Origin of the sequence: Candidatus Nitrosocosmicus oleophilus (assembly GCF_000802205.1) — an archaeon.
In the GTDB taxonomy this organism is placed as follows: domain Archaea; phylum Thermoproteota; class Nitrososphaeria; order Nitrososphaerales; family Nitrososphaeraceae; genus Nitrosocosmicus; species Nitrosocosmicus oleophilus.
Genome location: NZ_CP012850.1, coordinates 369,747 through 387,306 on the forward strand (window position 1 = coordinate 369,747; position 17,560 = coordinate 387,306).

The following is a 17,560-nucleotide window of genomic DNA, read 5'->3' on the forward strand; positions in this document are numbered from 1 at the left end:
TAATATTTTCTAAAAATCCATTATGGGTAATTTTACACTACATTGTGTTGGCTGTGGTCCTGGTGATCCCGATTTACTAACTTTGAAAGCAATCAATATCATAAAAAATGCTGATGTGATTTATACCCCAACCGCGAGAGAGAACAAACCCAGTGTTGCATTGTCAATAGTCGAAAAATTCCTAGTCAAAGAAACTGAAATTCGTCAATTAATATTTCCTATGGTAAAAGATTATGAGAAATTAAGAGAACATTGGAAGAGTAATGCCAAAGAAATAGCAGATGCGGTCAGAAATGGAAAAAAAGCTGTTTATTTAACCGTAGGTGATCCATCTCTTTACAGTACTTGGATATATATTCATAAAGAAATGTGTAAGACACATAAGGACATTGAGATAGAGATAGTACCAGGAATAACATCCATTTTCTCGTTTTCTGCAGAAATTAAAACTCCAATAGGAGAAGGAGAGGAGATAATAGGAATAATCCCAGCATGCTATAACCTGGACAGATTAAAGATAGCAGCAGAATGCTGCGATACACTTGTTTTTTTAAAGGACGGTCGATATTTTAATAATGTAATAGACATACTAATGGAATCAAGTTTTCCAGAGGATTCGGATATTTTTATTGCTGAAGATGTCTCCACCGATAATGAAACATTACAAAAAAGGAAGCTTGTTGACGTGGCAAAAAACAAAAATGAAAACAATGATAAGTACTTTTCAATAATGATAGCCAAAAAGAAAAAATGATCCAAAAGAATACAGTTTATTTTGTAGGTTCAGGACCCGGAGACCCTGAATTAATTACAATAAAAGCAAAGAACCTTTTAGAAAACGCTGATGTAATAATATATTCAGGATCGTTATTAAATCCTGAATTACTGAGGTATGCTAAAAGAGATGCTCAATTATACGATGCAGCGAAATTAGACAGATTAGAAATATATGAAATTCTAAAGGATTCTACAAGAAAGGGCAAGTTGGCGATTAGGTTTCATGATGGAGACCCAGCTATTTTTAGTACTATAAGAGAACAAATAGACAGATTAGAGAAAGATGAAATTGAATGTAGTGTTATTCCTGGAATTACTTCACTTCTTGGTGCAGCAGCATCGATGAATCTAGAATTAACTTTGCCTGGCATTACTCAAACAATAATCATAACTCGCGCAGAATTCAGAACACCTGTTCCAGACAGAGAGCGAATTTCAGAATTGTCAAAACATGGATCGACCATGGCATTTTATTTAAGCGTGCATTTACTTGAAAGGGTTATTGAAGAATTATTGAAGGGCGGAGTTTATACTAACGATACACCAGTTGCAATAATATTCAAAGCAACATGGAAAGATCAAAAAATACTGAAGGGCACTCTTGGTACCATTACAAAGAAAGTCAAAGAAGAAAGGATTGTAAAAACTGCATTAATAGTGGTTGGAGATGTGATAGCACCAAAAAAATATGAATTTTCCAAAGTTTATGATTCACAGTTTACCCATGGATATAGAAAAAGTAAAGAGAGTAGTTCTAGCTCTTAATTGAGAGGGATACGCTGTAATTCTTTTTGATTTACAGTCGCCCAAGCTCCCATACCTCGTCCCTCAGGTCCATTGAAATCTATAATTTGACTCAATATGATTTCTGTAGGAGCCATTGGAGGCCATAACATTGCAATATAATCGCCCTCATTACCTGGTTTATTCATATCAGCCAAAATTAATTTTTCTGTTTTCAAACCAGTATCACCAAGTCTTGATTTAACAGTTTCAAATAATTGCTTTTGACCATGAACTATCACATAAACATTTTTTTCGGTATCAATATTAGACATACTAAACCTAATACTGAGTATTTATAAAATGATTACTAATCATCACCATTTCGTATTAAAAATCCCCGTCGGTACATTTTCATTATCATTTCTACCATCAAATCAACAATATATGTAATTGAAAAATTAATCGTTTTGAAGAATTTATTACGAATTTCATGAGAAAAGATTAGGATCCATTGATACAATTATTCAGGATTTTCATTTATCATTGATTATTCTTTTCTCAAAATATTAATGGTAAAAAAATAGTGGAAAATCAGAATAATTTGTAAATTTTGTATAGATTCACATAACTCGTTCGGAAAATACACTTATAGAAAAGAATGTTTAAATATATTCAAAATTCGTAAATACGAATTAAAAAACATTTAATACCATCCTTGATTAACTTAGATGCAACATGACATTACCAAAGGGATTTGGTTCACAAACTAATACTAAAAAGAACAGAACATTTGATGAATGGTGGGCAACCGTACCCGGAGATTTGAAAACAAAAGCTCGCAAGGGCGATGAAGCCAACAAGGTTTTATTGAATCAGGTAAATTATGTATTACTTCATCTTCATCTTCAGGGTAAACATGATACAAAACCATCACATGAAGAATTGAAAGACTGGCTTCATAGTGGTCAAGTAGACGTAATGCGTCAAATTAAAAAATAATATTTTTTTTTAAAGTAATATTTTTTTATTATATATTCAATATAACATAAAAATAACAAAAATAAAATATATATAAATATACTATTAGATAAAAAGTATTCGAGTTTTGAAGAGAGGTAGTCACATAGCAATTTTCGATACTTTTAAAACTCATCAAGCAAAATCAACTAGAGAATCCAAGAGACAAAGAGGAATAATAGCACATATAGCATTAGAAAAGAACCCTAGTGGAAAAACTAGGACTGCAATTGCTCATATTTTGGCCAAGAAATATGGCGTAGCCTGGCAAAATATTTACTCGGCTATTTTTAAAGATCTTGACGAGGTATTGATACCCGCAAACGTAGTAAAAGAGGGTGGCAGGTTGCCAATAAAAAGGGGTCCAAAAGCCCTTCAAATTGAAGGAATACCGTATTACGAGCTTACTAATACAGGCCTTATAATAGCATCAACCATTGAGGAAACAGGCGACATTAGATTGCGAATGAAGCTGCTTGAGATTTATCTTTTAAATTCAAATGCGAATAATGCAAGTATTAATGAAAATAATAGTGTAATAAATGACGGAATTTTATTACTGTCACGCTATGCCCCGACCTTTATTTTGAAAATAATAAACGAGTACATTGTGGCATATAATCGTGGAGAAATAGAAAGACTAGATAAGCTTGACATTGAAAATCTTAAGAAGGTAATATCCAATCAAATAACGATTGAAAAAGAACTGGTGGATGCTTGCATGGTGTTATCTAATGACAAGAAGGAAGTATTAAAGAACTTTATAGAAAAGATTAGTTAATGAACAGCATTTTGATGCTATTTTAGGTAATGAACCGGTATTATTTTCAGATCAAATGCCAATTCGGTATGAAAGAATATTGATTTGGCCTCATATAATAAGACATTTAGATCTTTATATCTACTACTAAAGTGGGTCAGACATAATCTACGTACAGAAGCCATCTTAGCTAGAGTTGCAGTTTCGATGGCAGTAGAATGGTAGGACTCTATTGCCTTTGTAAGTTCATTGGATGAGAATGTTGATTCGAAGATCAGTAAATCACAATTTCTAAAAAAATCGCACAGACTGTCAGATGGACGCGTGTCTCCAGAAATACCAATTTTCCTACCAGGTCTTGTAGGACCAACTATATCATGAGAATAAAATAATTTATCATCATAAATAACATCTACACCTTTTTGAAGTGAGCCATATAATTCTCCTTCGGGAATACCTAATTCTTTTGCTCGTCCTACGTTGAATTTTCCGGGTCTATCATTTTCAAGCAAACAATATGCATATGAACAAATATTAGGACCATGTTCGGATTTACAGTATAATATCTTATAGTCCTTCTCCTCTACAATAGTTCCTTGAGAATTAGGAATTACATGAATGTCTAGTTGAAAAGTTAATTTAATCGGGAGCAATTTCATGTTCTCAACTAAGAAATCATACAGTAGTTCTGGACCAAAAATATCAACCCCAGCCTTTCTACCCTGTAGTGATAGTGTTTGTAGAAAACCCAATATGCCTAAGATATGATCAGAGTGCATATGAGTAATGAATATCATAGTTTTCCTATTAAACCCCAATCCAGTACGAATAAAATTATATTGCATCCCCTCTCCAGCGTCAAAAATCAACAAAGTTCCATTTCTATTTACTACAAGAGAAGAAAGTGACCTGTCTTCTGCAGGCATCGCTGCAGATGTTCCAAGAAAAATAACTTCGAGATTCACCATATAATGTTCAACTACGTGATAAAATGGAAGACAAGGTTCTTGCAATCTCGCTACTCAAATCAACCTTTGAACAGGATCTTGGGATACTATTGGTAGAAACAATCTCATTTATCCCAGAACTCTTTAACAAAGTTATGGATTTTTCATCCGACAGAGCATGAACGCACATAACAAAGACTTTGCCGCAACCATTATTTTTTAATATATCCACGGCCCTTAGTATAGTTCCTCCACTAGATACCATATCATCAAGAATCACAATATCTCGATTCTTAATTGTAATATCTAGTTTTTCATCCATGGTAATATTTCCAGTGAATCTATCTCTATTTTTTCTTAACCCAAGGAAAGAAGCATTCATAATTCCAGCAAACTCTTTTGCTCTAGGAACTCCGCCAAGGTCTGGTGACACAATAATAGGTTCTGTTAAACTAAAATTGTTAATGGCATATTTTGCCAGTAATGGCATAGAAGAAATATTAGAAATGTCACAATTGAAATAAGATAATGCCTTAGTACTGTGTATATCAACAGTTATCAGACTACGAGTTCCAAAATATTCAAAAAGTTTTGCTATCATTGACATAGTCACAAATTCGCCTTCCAGAAATACTCTATCCTGTCTGGCATAACCCATGTAAGGGATAACCGGAATAACTTCTGAAGCACCAAAGTCATTACAATATGACAGCATCATCAATGCCTGTAAAAAATGTGAATCTACTGGTGGATAAGTAGATTGTACAACAATGCATTTTTTATCAAGTAAATTCGCATTAATTCTTATTTTACTTTCGCCATCAGAAAAAGTGCGTAATTCGACTTCGACAGCATCAACATTTAAACACGAAGCAATGGAACTCCCCAATTCAATTGAAGAAGGTCCCGGCAATACGACTACATCTTTCATGACATGATTGAAATGATATGAGAATCTTAAAAATGTTGAACTATGAATAATATCCTATATTAAGTATGTACGAATTTCAAAAATATATCAAATGGATTGATGTAACTGATATGTATATCCGATTTGAGATCAATGTTCACAAGAATACATTGTAGAAAAACATGATAAAGAATTAGGCAGGATCGCTAGAACATCATCCATAGGAAGATGGTTGAAATTATTTACCACTTTGCTATGAACATAAAGAGATCAATTGGATGTGATCATGTAACAGCATAGAATCATATTGTGCAATTAACGGAATTACTATTGCTTAATGATTAACAAGACCTCAGAATCAATTTTATCCAACTGTTCTCTAATAGCTTGAATTACTTGTTCGTTCGCGTTTAGACTTGAAAAATCCAATAGTTGAAATCCATCAACCAATTGAACATTTGGAGATAGATCAGAATTTGAAGAAAATTTGGAGATAATTGATGGGAGATCTGCAGACATTTTGGTTGAAAAGCCATGTATCAATTTGCCATTATCCAATGAGAGGCGTACTCTCCCAAATTTATCTAATACCAATATGGATTGCATTCTTGTTTTAAAGAATAATTTTTTTTTCTGATATGAATTCGTAAAAATATAATAATTTCCTAGCGTATGTTCCAAAGTAATATCCCCATCATTATGAAACAAGGTTTTTGCAATCTCTACTACTTCCTCTTGTTTTAACTCTCTAGAACCGACATTATTCAAGTCTAGAGTAACATTACCGATAACAGTGACTCTCAAAATTGAACGATCGCTTATATATTCTGATTGAACGGATAGTGAATTAGGAGATGCATTTTTTCTTATAGCTACATCTTTAATCTCCGTTATTAATTGAGTAACATCTTCAGGAGTGGGATTATTAATGGTTTTCTCTTTCTCTTCATAAATCATTCCTGTGGCTACACCTATAGATGAAATGACATCGGCGTAATCTGCTTTTTTGTATTCAAAACCTAGTTCCTTAGCAACAAGTGGTACCAAAACCGAAGCGCCTCCTCCTCCTCCAATAACCACTATTCTATTCTTTGATAATTTGTACTCTTTTACCATTGGAATTATATAATCCGATATCTTTGAAACAGAAATATCCAAAACTTGTCTAGCAATTTGCTCAGGCGGCATTCCCATATATGTGGCCAACTTCGTAAATGCAATCCTAGCTGAATCCGCATTTCCATATGCATTATCATTTTTTGGGATGAGACCTAATGCATTTGCAGCACATGTGTTGGTGACCCCGTATGATTTTCCCCCAGGAACTTTGATACTAATATAGTCACTTGGATCATTATTCAATGGACTAATAGGTACAATTTCACCCTTTATCAATTCATCAGGATCGGCAAAACAAGAATATTCTAATCCTGCAATGTGTGAGGATCGAGGACCAACATCAATAATTCTTCTCTTTGATGAAAGTCTCAATAAAGACCCCCCAGCAACACCACAAATTCTTACATCAAGTGATCTTATACAAGTTGGATGTTCCATTATGTTCACATAACGCATTTCGGGCTTTCCATCCTTAATTATACTAATGTTAGTTGAAGTACCACCAACTTCAATAAATATACCTTCTAAAACCTGCAAAAAGAGCAATGCGCCTACAACACTTGCAGCTGGGCCTGAAAGCACCGTTATTATGGGCTTGTGCAAAAAAGAATCCAACGTGGTTACACCCCCATCACCTTTCATTATCATTACTGGTACATCTATACCTAAGTTATTGACTGCAGATTTAACGTAATTTGCGGTACTTGTGGCTTTTGGAAGAATGCTAGCATTAATTGTTGCTGTCAAAGTTCTGATCTCTAATCCATAAATTCCAGTTAATTCATGGCCGGCAGTACAAGGAAGTTTAGAATGTTTCATTACAAATAATTCGTTACTTGGATCATCAACTCCGAAAGCTTCACTTACAACTATGGATTGAGCTCCCTCTGAAACCAAATTCTCTATGGATTTTTTGATCCCAGGCTCCTCTAAATACTTGGAAGTATCTAAAAAGGTATAACAGGTTCTGAGAAATTTATTGGAATTTAGTGATATATCTTTAATATGAGTTCTTTTCATGACATTCGTTTTTTCCATTCCTACCCCCATTCCAATAATGCCAACTTTTGATACGTCTCCCTCAAGAAAGGCATTGACAGCTTGGGTAGTACTATGAGAAATTAACTCTATTTCTTTATAGTCTATGCTGCACATCTCTATTAATGTGGATAAGGCGTCAACTATGCCTACAGAAACACCCCCTTCTAAAGAATGTGTGGTTGAAACAGATTTTTTTCCTAGTATTCTTTTTTCAATTACATCAATAGCTACGGCTTTGGTAAAGGTGCCCCCTACATCTATTCCGATCCTAATTTTTTTCATCCTTTTGCTCACTCGCTTCCATAAGAACCAGAAAAACGTTTGTTTCATGCATTACAAGTAATTTAAATGCTACCATATCGAAGAGTTACATTTGTAGCGAGACATCAAATATTATTTCTTTGATTCCCATGTATCTAAGAATTGACTGAAAGTTTTTTTTATCTGCAGAAACAAGAATTTCGAGCTTGCCTTTGCTATTCTTGTTCTTATCCAAATCTCCAGTATATTTGAGATAACTCTTCACATCTTTTGCAACTTCAGCTGAAGAATTGATGAACTTTATCGATGGCAAAATATCTTCAATATAATTTTTAACGAATGGCAAATGGGTGCTACCCAACGCAATAACATCAATTGTGTCATCAATATTTGATTCAATTATTTCTCGAATTTTATCAGAGGTAAATTTCTGATCAAATAAAAATGATCCACTTTCAACTAGATTAATAATCTCTGAAGAATCAACCTTATCCACAAAAATCTGTTGAGGTATTTCTTTTTTTATCAAGTAATTGAACTCTTTGCTATCAAGTGTACCTTTTGATGCCATTATTGCTATGTGCTTTTTCCTACTCAAGCTTATTGTCTTATCAAGTGGTAGTTTTGTTGAAATGATAGCTGTCGAAAAATTGTTCTTAATTTCATCATAAATTTGAACGGATGGTGTATTTGATGCCATTACGATTAGTTTTGGCTGATATTTCTCCAAAAAATTAATGGATTTTAACATTATTGACTTTAATTCACTCTTAGTCTTATTTCCATATGGAAAATTTTTTTTATCTGCAAAATACAAAATGTTCTCAGAGGGAACAATCTTTCTCAATTCTCTCACAACAGATAGCGAACCCAATCCTGAATCAAAAACTGCAATTGGTCTATATAGCATAACTAACAGTATTTAATAAGAGGTAAAAATGTTTGAAATATAATTACTTTCCAATACAACAATTACCCTCAGGAATATGATATCCATGTGGACAGATCTTGGGATGTTTTAACAGGGTGCATAGTGCATCGGTAAAAATTTCTTTCATATGATGTTCAATGCCACAAACCATCTCCTCATCTACATCGATTTTTAAGGCATCTTTCATAAGTACTTCTAACAGTCGAGTGTTTCGTATCATTTTTTTCCCGATGTTCTCACCCTCTTTTGTAAGTGTCACTATGGAACCCTTTTTATAATCAATTAAAAGAGAATCATTTAATTTATGAAGCATTTGAACCACTGATGGTTGTGTAACATTTAAAATTTTGGCTATGGAGCTAACCTTTAACTCTTGGCCACTCTCTGTAATAGACCACATTGCCTTCAAGTACATTTCGACATGCTCGGCTTCTGCGGTGCCTACATACAATTGCTCTGGGAGTCCAGAATTCTTTGAATAAACAGTCAATGTATATGATTATACGTTATATTTTTTAACTTTATTGATTCAAAAGTAATGGAAGTAAAAAAGTTAATGGTAAATTCATTCATCCTCATTTGAATGTCAATACTTATTGTGAGATAGAATAAGGTAAGTTTCGTTCGTTTTTCTTAAATTGTAAAAGGACTTGTTTTTTGTTCAATATCAATTCGACTGATTGGATTTTACTTTTGTAAAAGACAACCTTTTTTCCTTTTTCATTTATCACAATTCTATCTATAAATAAGAGTCCAAGGTCCTTGAGTTTTTTTATTTTTTTGTATGTCGAGCTAATAGGCAGATCATTTTCTTTGCAAATTTCAAAAACGGTTTTGGAATCTTCGATGATAGACATTACAATCTTGTAAGAAAATCCATCAAACAATTCCTTCAATAAAATTGAAGCATTTTTATCTTCTTGATTCAGTAAATATCGCTGATCAGATAACATCATTTAGGCTACCCTAATTGTTAGGGCAACCTAATATTTAAACGGTGTTATATTATTCAAGTTTAATCTATAAAATTTTATTATAATTTTTTCAAATTGTATATACTCTGTGCTACGATTTCAAAAAATGATTAATAATTATTGGGATAATCAGATGTCTTGAAAGAACAGTATTATGCTAAATATATTTTAACCCATGGTCAAATCTAACCGAGTTAGTTTTTGTTAATGTAAAAGATGAAGTTGTGTTCAAGTTCTATCAATACACAAATCTAATACCAAAATAGATAAATTAATACTAACAAAAGTGTGTAGTAGGGCTCTCACTATTTTACTACAATCTCACCAACCATCGATGGGTGGTAAACACAGTAATAATCAAAAGTACCCTTATTGTCAAATTTTAAGGTGAACGCTTGTTTTGAAAGTATAGCGTCTGAATCAAACAATTGACCCTCATCAGGATCGCTGTCTGATCCTGAAGTAGCAGTATGTGATATGGTATCTGCATTATACCACGTAATTGTTTCACCAGAGTTTATAGTAATTGGATTTGGTGCGTATGAGTTATCACCGCTTATACCATTAATTGTTATCAGGGTAGAACCTTCGGGTACAACACTAGATTGCGATAATGTAGATTGAGCTTTTGGTATGGTACTCTGTGAGGTGGGCAATATCTTGTACACATCCCCTGTATAGCTTAGGACATACATATAACCATCAGGTCCTACCTGAATATCAGTAATTCCACCGAAGCCTTGCCCAAATGTAATAGGGATACTTTCAACAGGATTATCCACTTTTTTATCAGCTAATGTGGCTGTTCCTCCTACATTCGTGTTATTTATGACAATATCATCACGTGCCTCATTTAAAGTAAATCTATATAAATTACCATTATTAATGTCACCCACAAACATATCATTTTCATATTCTTTACCCAACTTATCGGAATTCAAAAATTTTAGTGCAGTCGGACCTATAGGAATATGCCAAGCAAATTTTGGTTCTGCATATTTTCCGTTTCCAAAACTCACGAGATCATTTGGGGTTGCCCCGTTACCCAACAAATCATCGTTAGAGAATCCCTGAATTAAGGACCAGCCACTATTAAAGCCAGGAAAAACCAGATTAATTTCATCGCCTGCTGTAGGACCATTCTCTGTATCCCATAAATTACCAGTCATAGGATCAAAATCGATACCGAAGCTATTCCTAATACCCATTGCATAGTACACACCTAAAGGCAAGTCAGCACCAAAGATTGGCTCATCATCAACTAATCCACCGTCTTGAGTGATTCTGAGAACGCCGCCTAAGCCATTAGGTGCTGGACCATTTCCTATATTTTGTGCCTGAGTTCTATGGCCTCCAACTTCCCCCATTATCATATAGACGTTATTGTCCGGCCCAATTGTTACTTTACCTCCATTGTGATCCGTTCGATTAAGATTATTTGGAATTGCAGTCAGATCTAAAAGGAGGACTGGATCTATTAATTTACCGTCCACATACTGATAACGATAAAGTCTATTTCCTAATGGATCTACATTATTGGAAACATCACTACCATCTTCATTATTTCCAGATTCAGTGTAGGACAAGAAAACAAAAATTTTTCCGTCCAAGTGTTTTGAAGCCGCAATTCCTAATAATCCACGTTCGATTTTTGAGGCCACAGATAGATCAACTAGGGGGTTATCTTGTACCTGACCATCCAGTACTCTCATAACTCTCCCTGTATTTTTTTCAGTAACCAATATATCATTATTTCCCACAAAAGTCATGCTAGTTGGAAATGTCAAATCGGAAGTAACTTTTTCAACCGTTAGACTATCATCATTGATTGTAGGTCCATCTGGGGAGGGTTGAGCTTTAGAATAAGCTCCATAAGAAAAATAAACGGAAGAATAATTTGAAGACAATAGTATTAAAATAATTGCTAAAGAATAAAACAATAGTTTAATGTTATACACAAGTCTTATCAACAGAAAAAATAAAACGCGAATTAATTAAAAGGTTACGTAGTATTGTTTTTAAAGATATTCACCAAAATAAGAGATTTAATGTGCTCAAGTGTGTGTACTTCATCTAATTATTGAGAAAAAATCCAGATTTATTTTAGAAATTATGAATAATGCTAAATAGGACCATTGAAAACCTCTTGTGAGAACTATTGGATATAATCGATCTAACACTGGAAATTGATGAATCTATTCAAGTTTTTCCAGATTCACCAAAAGTAAACATTTTACAATGGTCTAATTTCGACAATCACAAATATGCTTCAGAAGTATTGTTTTCTAGTACACATGTCGGCACTCATGTAGATGCCCCATATCACTTTCAAAAGGATGGCATTACGGTAGAAAAAATTCCTCTTAACAGGCTGGTAATTAACGAAAATATTAAAGTATTAAAAATTGAAAAAGAAGATAACGAAAAGATCGAAGTAAATGATATAAGAGATCACAACATCATAAAAAATGATACCATCTTAATCAACACGAATTGGGTATTGAATAGAGCTTTGGATAAGTATTTCAATAAAAACCCCGGCCTATCAGAAGCAGCGGCAAAATTTCTGGTAGAAGCTGAGATAAATCTAGTAGGAATTGATGGTCCCAGTATTGATCCCGCTATCGATCATGACTTTAATGCGCATAGAATTTTTGGTGCTAATGACATTCCAATAATAGAAAATCTGATAAACTTAGATAGGCTACTGAATAAAAAATTTACTTTGGTGGCATTGCCATTAAAATTAAAGAACTGTTCTGGCTCACCCGTAAGAGCATTTGCCATAATGGGTTGAATGAATCACAACAATATTCGACAGCGAAGAAAGATTTTGAAATCAGTCTAATTAATTTATAAAATCGGTATGATCATGATATTATACCAATAATATTCATAAACTCAAGGATGCAAAATGAAGGAGAGAAACCCTTAATTCTATGTAACCAACATTTTTAAAGTCGACATATGGAACTCTTTTAGCACTCGCAGTTAATTCACAAACCCTGATCTTTTTAACCCAGATCAACAACGCAGGTCATATTATTTTTGCAATATTATGATACAAGTTCGCTTTTCTATGTTTAAGTATCAAAATCCTAAGAACTGAAATAGGAATTCATTTGTATGGATCTTAACAAATGTTTTTTTTATTCTTGGATTTTGTATTACTGATTAGGCCAACCAATCTATAACCATATTCAAAATTATGTTTGACATGATTAATTCCATGGGTCAAATGTGTTTCAAATTTACCATCCAAAATGTTTTCTATGTAAAATTGGACCTTTTTGATTGAAATTTGTGAATGCCGAATTTGTTTATCAGATAAAGAACGACCAAGTTCGGATTCGATTTCTGTTTTAAAATCCTTTAATTCAATGAGTTTACCATATCGAAGAATTTTATTATAATTATTACAAATGTCATGTAATTTTTGTAGTTCTTTCTCAGGCAATACAGACAAAGATTTTTTGACTTGATCAGGATCTCGCTGAACAATTTCTGCTAATCTTGATACCATTTCATCTGTCATGTAACCAGTATTTACTAATTCAGAGGCATAGGACTGAGATTTATCTCGTTTAACATCGGTGTAGATTTTTTTTGTAGTAGAAGGTACCCTAACGGTATCTGTACTATCAACCTGTTCTCTTGAATTTTCAGTAGATTTTCCTGGCAAAAATTGTAGTTCTTTTGACGGATAAGAATAAACATGCTCTAGCAAGGATGATTTTTTGGATTCATAGTAAGTCTTTAACTGGAAAAGAGAGACCTTTTTGCCATCTAAATCTGACTTGAAAAATATTATACAAAGGACATCTACAAGCAAGTTAGGAAACTGAATTTTCATATTTTTGTCAAAAGTATCATAGGTATGAAGGAAGTCATTGCAAATTTCAAAGACAACATTGTCGAAGGTAGACAAAGTAAATGGAATAGAATTAACCTGTTTTTTTATTAAATGATCTATCAAAAATTTGTATGACATTATAAAAAAATCATATACATCGCTCTTTTGTAGTACAAAGGTATTTTTTTGTATGACAAATGTTATCGTTTTCAATAAAATCATATATGGATTTACTACCTTGATCTCCGGAAATAAGGTGTGAAAATCCTTCATTATAGTAGTCAAATAGTCATCATCATTTTCTAAATTATCAAGCCAATTAATCCCAAGTTCTTTATAACTTTTTTTAAACAGAACATTGAAATCAATATTTGAGTCGCTATCCATTTTTAGACATGATATATGGTATTTTTTTGTTATTAAACATTAGAAAATAATTTAGGTGAAGAAAATTATATTAAAATGTTATCTAAATAGATAAGATGGTTAGTTAATTTTTTTTGTTGACATCGTCAGAATTACCTTCAGAATTATCTATAGCCCATGGAAACCATTTACCAATTATTTTGGCCCAATCAAATTTAAATGTAAAATATAATACCAAAGCTAATAGTAATACGGTTAATATAGTGATCAAAATAGTCGAATATTCACTATTATAATCTGTTACAATAAGGAACCTATCCATTATTGGTCGACCCAATAATACGGTTCCCCAAACAATTACTGCCCCTAGAATAAACTTGCCTGCGAATGTAAATATCGCAAATTTAGGTAGGCTGTATTTGGCGATCCCAAGGGGGATGTACACCAGATCGTCTGGTATAGGTGTTAAAGCGGCCACAAAAACCCCTGTGCCTCCATATTTGCCTAATAGTTTTTGAAGAGGAAGCATCCTGGTTTTTGTCTTATTACTCAGGATATTCCTACCGTAATAGCTTGCTGTAAAGATTATTGTTTTTGCCAGAACTGCCCCCACAGTACTCACTAAAACAATTAGGTTTGGGTCCAGACTTTTATCTAAGGCTGAAGTGACTAAGACTGGAAAATAAGGGACTGGAATGAATGGAATAATACTGCCTATAAAGCTGATTATAAATATACCAATGTAACCTGAACTGCTGTAAACAGAATATAGGTCCGGTATATCAATCAAACAAAAGAATATTAAATTACCAAATATAACTACTTTATTAATTTTATTAATTTTTTATAATAAATACAGTAATTATTAGAAGGCTTTATCCTCCTTTTTGGACCTTTTTATCATTGTCGCTCACGGACTTTCTCATCGAGGCTATCTTTTTTTGTCGTCTAGGTTGAATAAACAGAATATAGAGAGACCCAACCAAATATATTGCAAGTAAGATGACTTGAGCCACTACTGTTTCTACCGTTGGGTGGATCCCAGTCATCGTTGCAACATTAATATCTAATCGAGGTACTATGTTATATATAGGAGTAGTAGAGATCCATCCAAGTTCCTGAAATTCACGTACTGCATTACCTAAAAAGGTTATCGACATAAAAGCTCCCACTGCCATAGTAAGTCCAAACAAAACTCTTAGTGGTAACTTCCTTCCCAGTTTTCGAATTATGAATACAACTGCAATTATTACAGCCAGGCCCAATACTAACCCGGCAAGTACGTATATCTCCATATATTTTGCAAAAGAAAATAGAGCTTGATAAAACAAGACTGTTTCAAATCCTTCCCTATACACTGTAAAGAAAGACAACAAAACAAATACCATAAAACTGCCCGTAGTCGTTGCTTGCCAGACTTTGGCCTTAACAAATTCAATCCATTTCTTAGTTTCAATCTTGTTGAGAACCCAGAAGCTGACCCAGAAGAGTACAGCTACTGCAGCAATGCCAGCTATAGCCTCGATTAGGGCTCTTTGTACACCAGATATTTCTATTATAAATTGAGCAACAAACCATGTTACAGCAGTCAGTGCTATAGCAAGTACAATTCCAGCGTAAACATGCTTTTTGAACTTTTCATTTCGCGATGCCTCCAAGTATGTCAAAATGGCACCAAGTATCAAGGCAGCCTCCAAACCTTCTCTAAAAATAATTGAAAATGATGAAGAAAAGGCAATAGCAGGTGCAACTACCCCGATACCTGAAACAAACCGTTCGGATTCATCTAAACCACTTTTAAGTTCCGTAATCTTGGAAACGATCTCATCAGGCGGGGCATTTGATGAAATGAGGTTGCGTAATTCAGCAAATTTTATCTCCATTTCGAGAGTAAAATCTGGATCAATTGGTCTCAAGGGTATTTCAATATTTTCATAACTGTCAAGATATGCTGATCTAGCGGTTGCTAGTGCCTGAGAAGTATCATTTTGATTGTAGATAGATATTACCTCATCTAATTTAAGTCTGATTGAATCTATATCGTTACGAACCTGCCCCTTGAAATCTTCCGAGGCTTCGCCCATAGAACGCCTCTCCCCTGTGTAAACTCCAAACCCTTGTTTTAGAGAATCGATATTGGCAGTATTAGTAACAAAAGAAGATGGCAGGGTAAAATTATTGTTTGACTGTACAGTACTAGGGGTACTTAGCAACTGTTTGGAAACTTGTAGATCTTCTTTTATATTAGAAATGTAAGCTTCAATGTCAGCAAGCGGGGTTTGATTTTTGATTAAAGCACGCAGATTTTCCCTCATATTTGTTTCTATTTGCAACATTAAGGTGGAATTTACCTCCTCTATTGGGGCTTCAAGGTATTCAAAATTATCCAAATACGCAGAGGATACATTTTTGTCTGCAGCAAGATAATTACCATTTTGAATGGAGGAAATTGCATTATTTAGTAGAATCTCTATGTTATCATAATATGTCTGGAGAGATGGATCAACGGCAGAAGATGTGTTATTTGTAGATCCCAACAACTGTTTGGAAACTTGTAGATCTTCTTTTATATTAGAAATGTAAGCTTCAATGTCAGCAAGCGGGGTTTGATTTTTGATTAAAGCACGCAGATTTTCCCTCATATTTGTTTCTATTTGCAACATTAAGGTGGAATTTACCTCCTCTATTGGGGCTTCAAGGTATTCAAAATTATCCAAATACGCAGAGGATACATTTTTGTCTGCAGCAAGATAATTACCATTTTGAATGGAGGAAATTGCATTATTTAGTAGAATCTCTATGTTATCATAATATGTCTGGAGAGATGGATCAACAGTGCTAGTTGTGCTTGGTATACGAATATTATTAGACTCATTCAGATCATTCTCTATTGCAGAGACTATTCTTGAAAACTCGGGTGTATTATCACTTTTGGAATCTATTATTGTATTCAAATTTGTGATAAAATATTCTATCTCTTTAGATTTTGTATCAGTCATATTCGGTTTTAATATTTCAAAAATTGTATTTGATTGATTTATCAACCCTTTTGTATTCTCATAATCGATCATGGCCAATTTTGCAACATCAGCGTCGGCAATTTTTGAAGTGTTCAAATATAACCCATATGAATTAGAAGCATCTCTTAGTAGATATGACATGGTTTGAGATTCAAGAATTGAAAAATCTTGTGCAGGAAGCGTATCTTTCAATTTTGAGTAAAAATCGTTGATTATGTTTTTGGAGTCGGTTATGTCTGCAAGAATAATAGGAGAATTTGGATCAGCACGAGATTGTATTCCGACTTCCGTAAGGTTTGCTTCTAAATTATTAGCCAATTCTTCATCAACTGCAATCGCAATAGGTTTAGTCGATGGATAAATTACAGAGTGGGGAATATAAGCATGTTCGAATATCAGAGAATTGTTATTATTATTTATTTTATTTAATAAGATATCAAGCTGTGTATCTATTCTATTTAGATTAACATTCAAAAGCAATAGATCCTCATTTGATATTGCAGGATTTTTGGTAGAAGTAGAGTTTTGAGCTAGAACATTATTTACAGATGAAATTGATATATTTACGATCAACAATAGCAAGATAAAAGTTGCTAGTAGTTTTACCACATTCTTTTACCTCGCTTGCAAGCGCTAAAAATTAGACACGGCGTCAACACTAATAACATTAGGCTTCCCTAATTTTGTTGGATATGCAATTTAAACATTCTTTGATAAATTTACTATGTTTGATATAATAGGATTAAAAGTATTACAATAATACTTCAAACTTTTTAATTAATTACATAAAAACATTATGTTGAATTAAATATAATAGGATATCATTGTCGAAATATAATAAAAAAATAAAAATTGTTA

The 17,560-nt window shown here is 33.3% G+C and carries 16 protein-coding genes; 5 read left to right on the forward strand and 11 right to left on the reverse strand.

Annotated features, from left to right (window positions below; all coding sequences use genetic code 11):
* Positions 1-22 precede the first annotated feature (22 nt).
* Together cobI and cobM are read left to right on the forward strand one after the other, a co-directional pair.
* Positions 23-754 (forward strand): precorrin-2 C(20)-methyltransferase, encoded by a 732-nt coding sequence (cobI, locus tag NMY3_RS01825; protein ID WP_196817258.1) that lies wholly within the window; start codon positions 23-25, stop codon positions 752-754.
* On the forward strand, positions 751-1,542 hold the full coding sequence (gene cobM / locus NMY3_RS01830; RefSeq protein ID WP_196817259.1) for a precorrin-4 C(11)-methyltransferase: 792 nt from the start codon (positions 751-753) through the stop codon (positions 1,540-1,542). Before cobI ends, cobM begins: the two co-directional genes overlap by 4 nt.
* Here the strand turns inward: cobM and NMY3_RS01835 are convergent.
* Positions 1,539-1,835 (reverse strand): hypothetical protein, encoded by a 297-nt coding sequence (locus NMY3_RS01835; protein ID WP_196817260.1) that lies wholly within the window; start codon positions 1,833-1,835, stop codon positions 1,539-1,541. The two genes, cobM and NMY3_RS01835, sit on opposite strands and share 4 nt — an antisense overlap.
* A 403-nt stretch (positions 1,836-2,238) precedes the next feature.
* Here NMY3_RS01835 and NMY3_RS01840 point away from each other — a divergent pair, with 403 nt between their 5' ends.
* Together NMY3_RS01840 and NMY3_RS01845 are read left to right on the forward strand one after the other, a co-directional pair.
* Complete coding sequence (locus NMY3_RS01840; RefSeq protein WP_196817261.1) at positions 2,239-2,502, forward strand: hypothetical protein; 264 nt, start codon at positions 2,239-2,241, stop codon at positions 2,500-2,502.
* A gap of 106 nt (positions 2,503-2,608) precedes the next feature.
* Entirely contained in the window at positions 2,609-3,301 is a 693-nt protein-coding gene (locus NMY3_RS01845) for a hypothetical protein (protein ID WP_196817262.1), read from the forward strand.
* A 17-nt stretch (positions 3,302-3,318) separates the two neighbouring features.
* On the opposite strand, the gene NMY3_RS01850 is transcribed toward NMY3_RS01845, so the two are convergent.
* The 7 genes from NMY3_RS01850 to NMY3_RS01880 form a co-directional block, all read right to left on the reverse strand.
* Complete coding sequence (locus NMY3_RS01850; protein ID WP_231100178.1) at positions 3,319-4,293, reverse strand: ribonuclease Z; 975 nt, start codon at positions 4,291-4,293, stop codon at positions 3,319-3,321.
* Positions 4,256-5,140: a ribose-phosphate diphosphokinase gene (locus NMY3_RS01855; RefSeq protein WP_196817263.1), complete on the reverse strand. Its 885-nt coding sequence runs from the start codon at positions 5,138-5,140 to the stop codon at positions 4,256-4,258. Before NMY3_RS01855 ends, NMY3_RS01850 begins: the two co-directional genes overlap by 38 nt.
* Before the next feature lie 324 nt (positions 5,141-5,464).
* A complete protein-coding gene (locus tag NMY3_RS01860) occupies positions 5,465-7,579 on the reverse strand; it encodes a hydantoinase/oxoprolinase family protein (RefSeq protein ID WP_196817264.1) in 2,115 nt (704 codons plus the stop codon).
* A gap of 85 nt (positions 7,580-7,664) precedes the next feature.
* Positions 7,665-8,468, reverse strand: coding sequence for a glutamate racemase (gene murI / locus NMY3_RS01865; protein WP_196817265.1), 804 nt, complete (start codon positions 8,466-8,468; stop codon positions 7,665-7,667).
* 43 nt (positions 8,469-8,511) lie between these two features.
* A complete protein-coding gene (locus tag NMY3_RS01870; RefSeq protein WP_196818444.1) occupies positions 8,512-8,904 on the reverse strand; it encodes a metal-dependent transcriptional regulator in 393 nt (130 codons plus the stop codon).
* 178 nt (positions 8,905-9,082) lie between these two features.
* Positions 9,083-9,445 carry a hypothetical protein gene (locus NMY3_RS01875; protein WP_196817266.1) on the reverse strand — a complete coding sequence of 121 codons (363 nt, stop codon included), beginning with the start codon at positions 9,443-9,445 and terminating at the stop codon, positions 9,083-9,085.
* Between the two features lie 323 nt (positions 9,446-9,768).
* Entirely contained in the window at positions 9,769-11,370 is a 1,602-nt protein-coding gene (locus NMY3_RS01880) for a PQQ-dependent sugar dehydrogenase (RefSeq protein ID WP_196817267.1), read from the reverse strand.
* A gap of 251 nt (positions 11,371-11,621) precedes the next feature.
* Between NMY3_RS01880 and NMY3_RS01885 the strand changes: the two genes are divergently transcribed.
* Entirely contained in the window at positions 11,622-12,260 is a 639-nt protein-coding gene (locus NMY3_RS01885) for a cyclase family protein (RefSeq protein ID WP_196817268.1), read from the forward strand.
* Between the two features lie 336 nt (positions 12,261-12,596).
* Here the strand turns inward: NMY3_RS01885 and NMY3_RS01890 are convergent, their stop codons facing one another.
* From NMY3_RS01890 to NMY3_RS01900, 3 genes are all read right to left on the reverse strand, one after another.
* Positions 12,597-13,703 (reverse strand): hypothetical protein, encoded by a 1,107-nt coding sequence (locus NMY3_RS01890; protein WP_196817269.1) that lies wholly within the window; start codon positions 13,701-13,703, stop codon positions 12,597-12,599.
* A gap of 103 nt (positions 13,704-13,806) precedes the next feature.
* Positions 13,807-14,472 (reverse strand): YqaA family protein, encoded by a 666-nt coding sequence (locus NMY3_RS01895; protein ID WP_196817270.1) that lies wholly within the window; start codon positions 14,470-14,472, stop codon positions 13,807-13,809.
* Positions 14,473-14,557: 85 nt separating this feature from the next.
* Positions 14,558-17,311, reverse strand: a complete 2,754-nt coding sequence (locus NMY3_RS01900; protein WP_196817271.1) for an FTR1 family iron permease — start codon at positions 17,309-17,311, stop codon at positions 14,558-14,560.
* Positions 17,312-17,560: the final 249 nt, after the last annotated feature.

Coding starts and splice junctions, on each gene's coding strand:
- NMY3_RS01835 (WP_196817260.1), bottom strand. CDS start 1,835: ATGTCTAATATTGATACCGAAAAAAATGTTTATGTGATAGTTCATGGT.
- murI (WP_196817265.1), bottom strand. CDS start 8,468: ATGCTATATAGACCAATTGCAGTTTTTGATTCAGGATTGGGTTCGCTA.
- NMY3_RS01840 (WP_196817261.1), top strand. CDS start 2,239: ATGACATTACCAAAGGGATTTGGTTCACAAACTAATACTAAAAAGAAC.
- NMY3_RS01875 (WP_196817266.1), bottom strand. CDS start 9,445: ATGATGTTATCTGATCAGCGATATTTACTGAATCAAGAAGATAAAAAT.
- cobM (WP_196817259.1), top strand. CDS start 751: ATGATCCAAAAGAATACAGTTTATTTTGTAGGTTCAGGACCCGGAGAC.
- NMY3_RS01890 (WP_196817269.1), bottom strand. CDS start 13,703: ATGGATAGCGACTCAAATATTGATTTCAATGTTCTGTTTAAAAAAAGT.
- cobI (WP_196817258.1), top strand. CDS start 23: ATGGGTAATTTTACACTACATTGTGTTGGCTGTGGTCCTGGTGATCCC.
- NMY3_RS01860 (WP_196817264.1), bottom strand. CDS start 7,579: ATGAAAAAAATTAGGATCGGAATAGATGTAGGGGGCACCTTTACCAAA.
- NMY3_RS01870 (WP_196818444.1), bottom strand. CDS start 8,904: ATGTACTTGAAGGCAATGTGGTCTATTACAGAGAGTGGCCAAGAGTTA.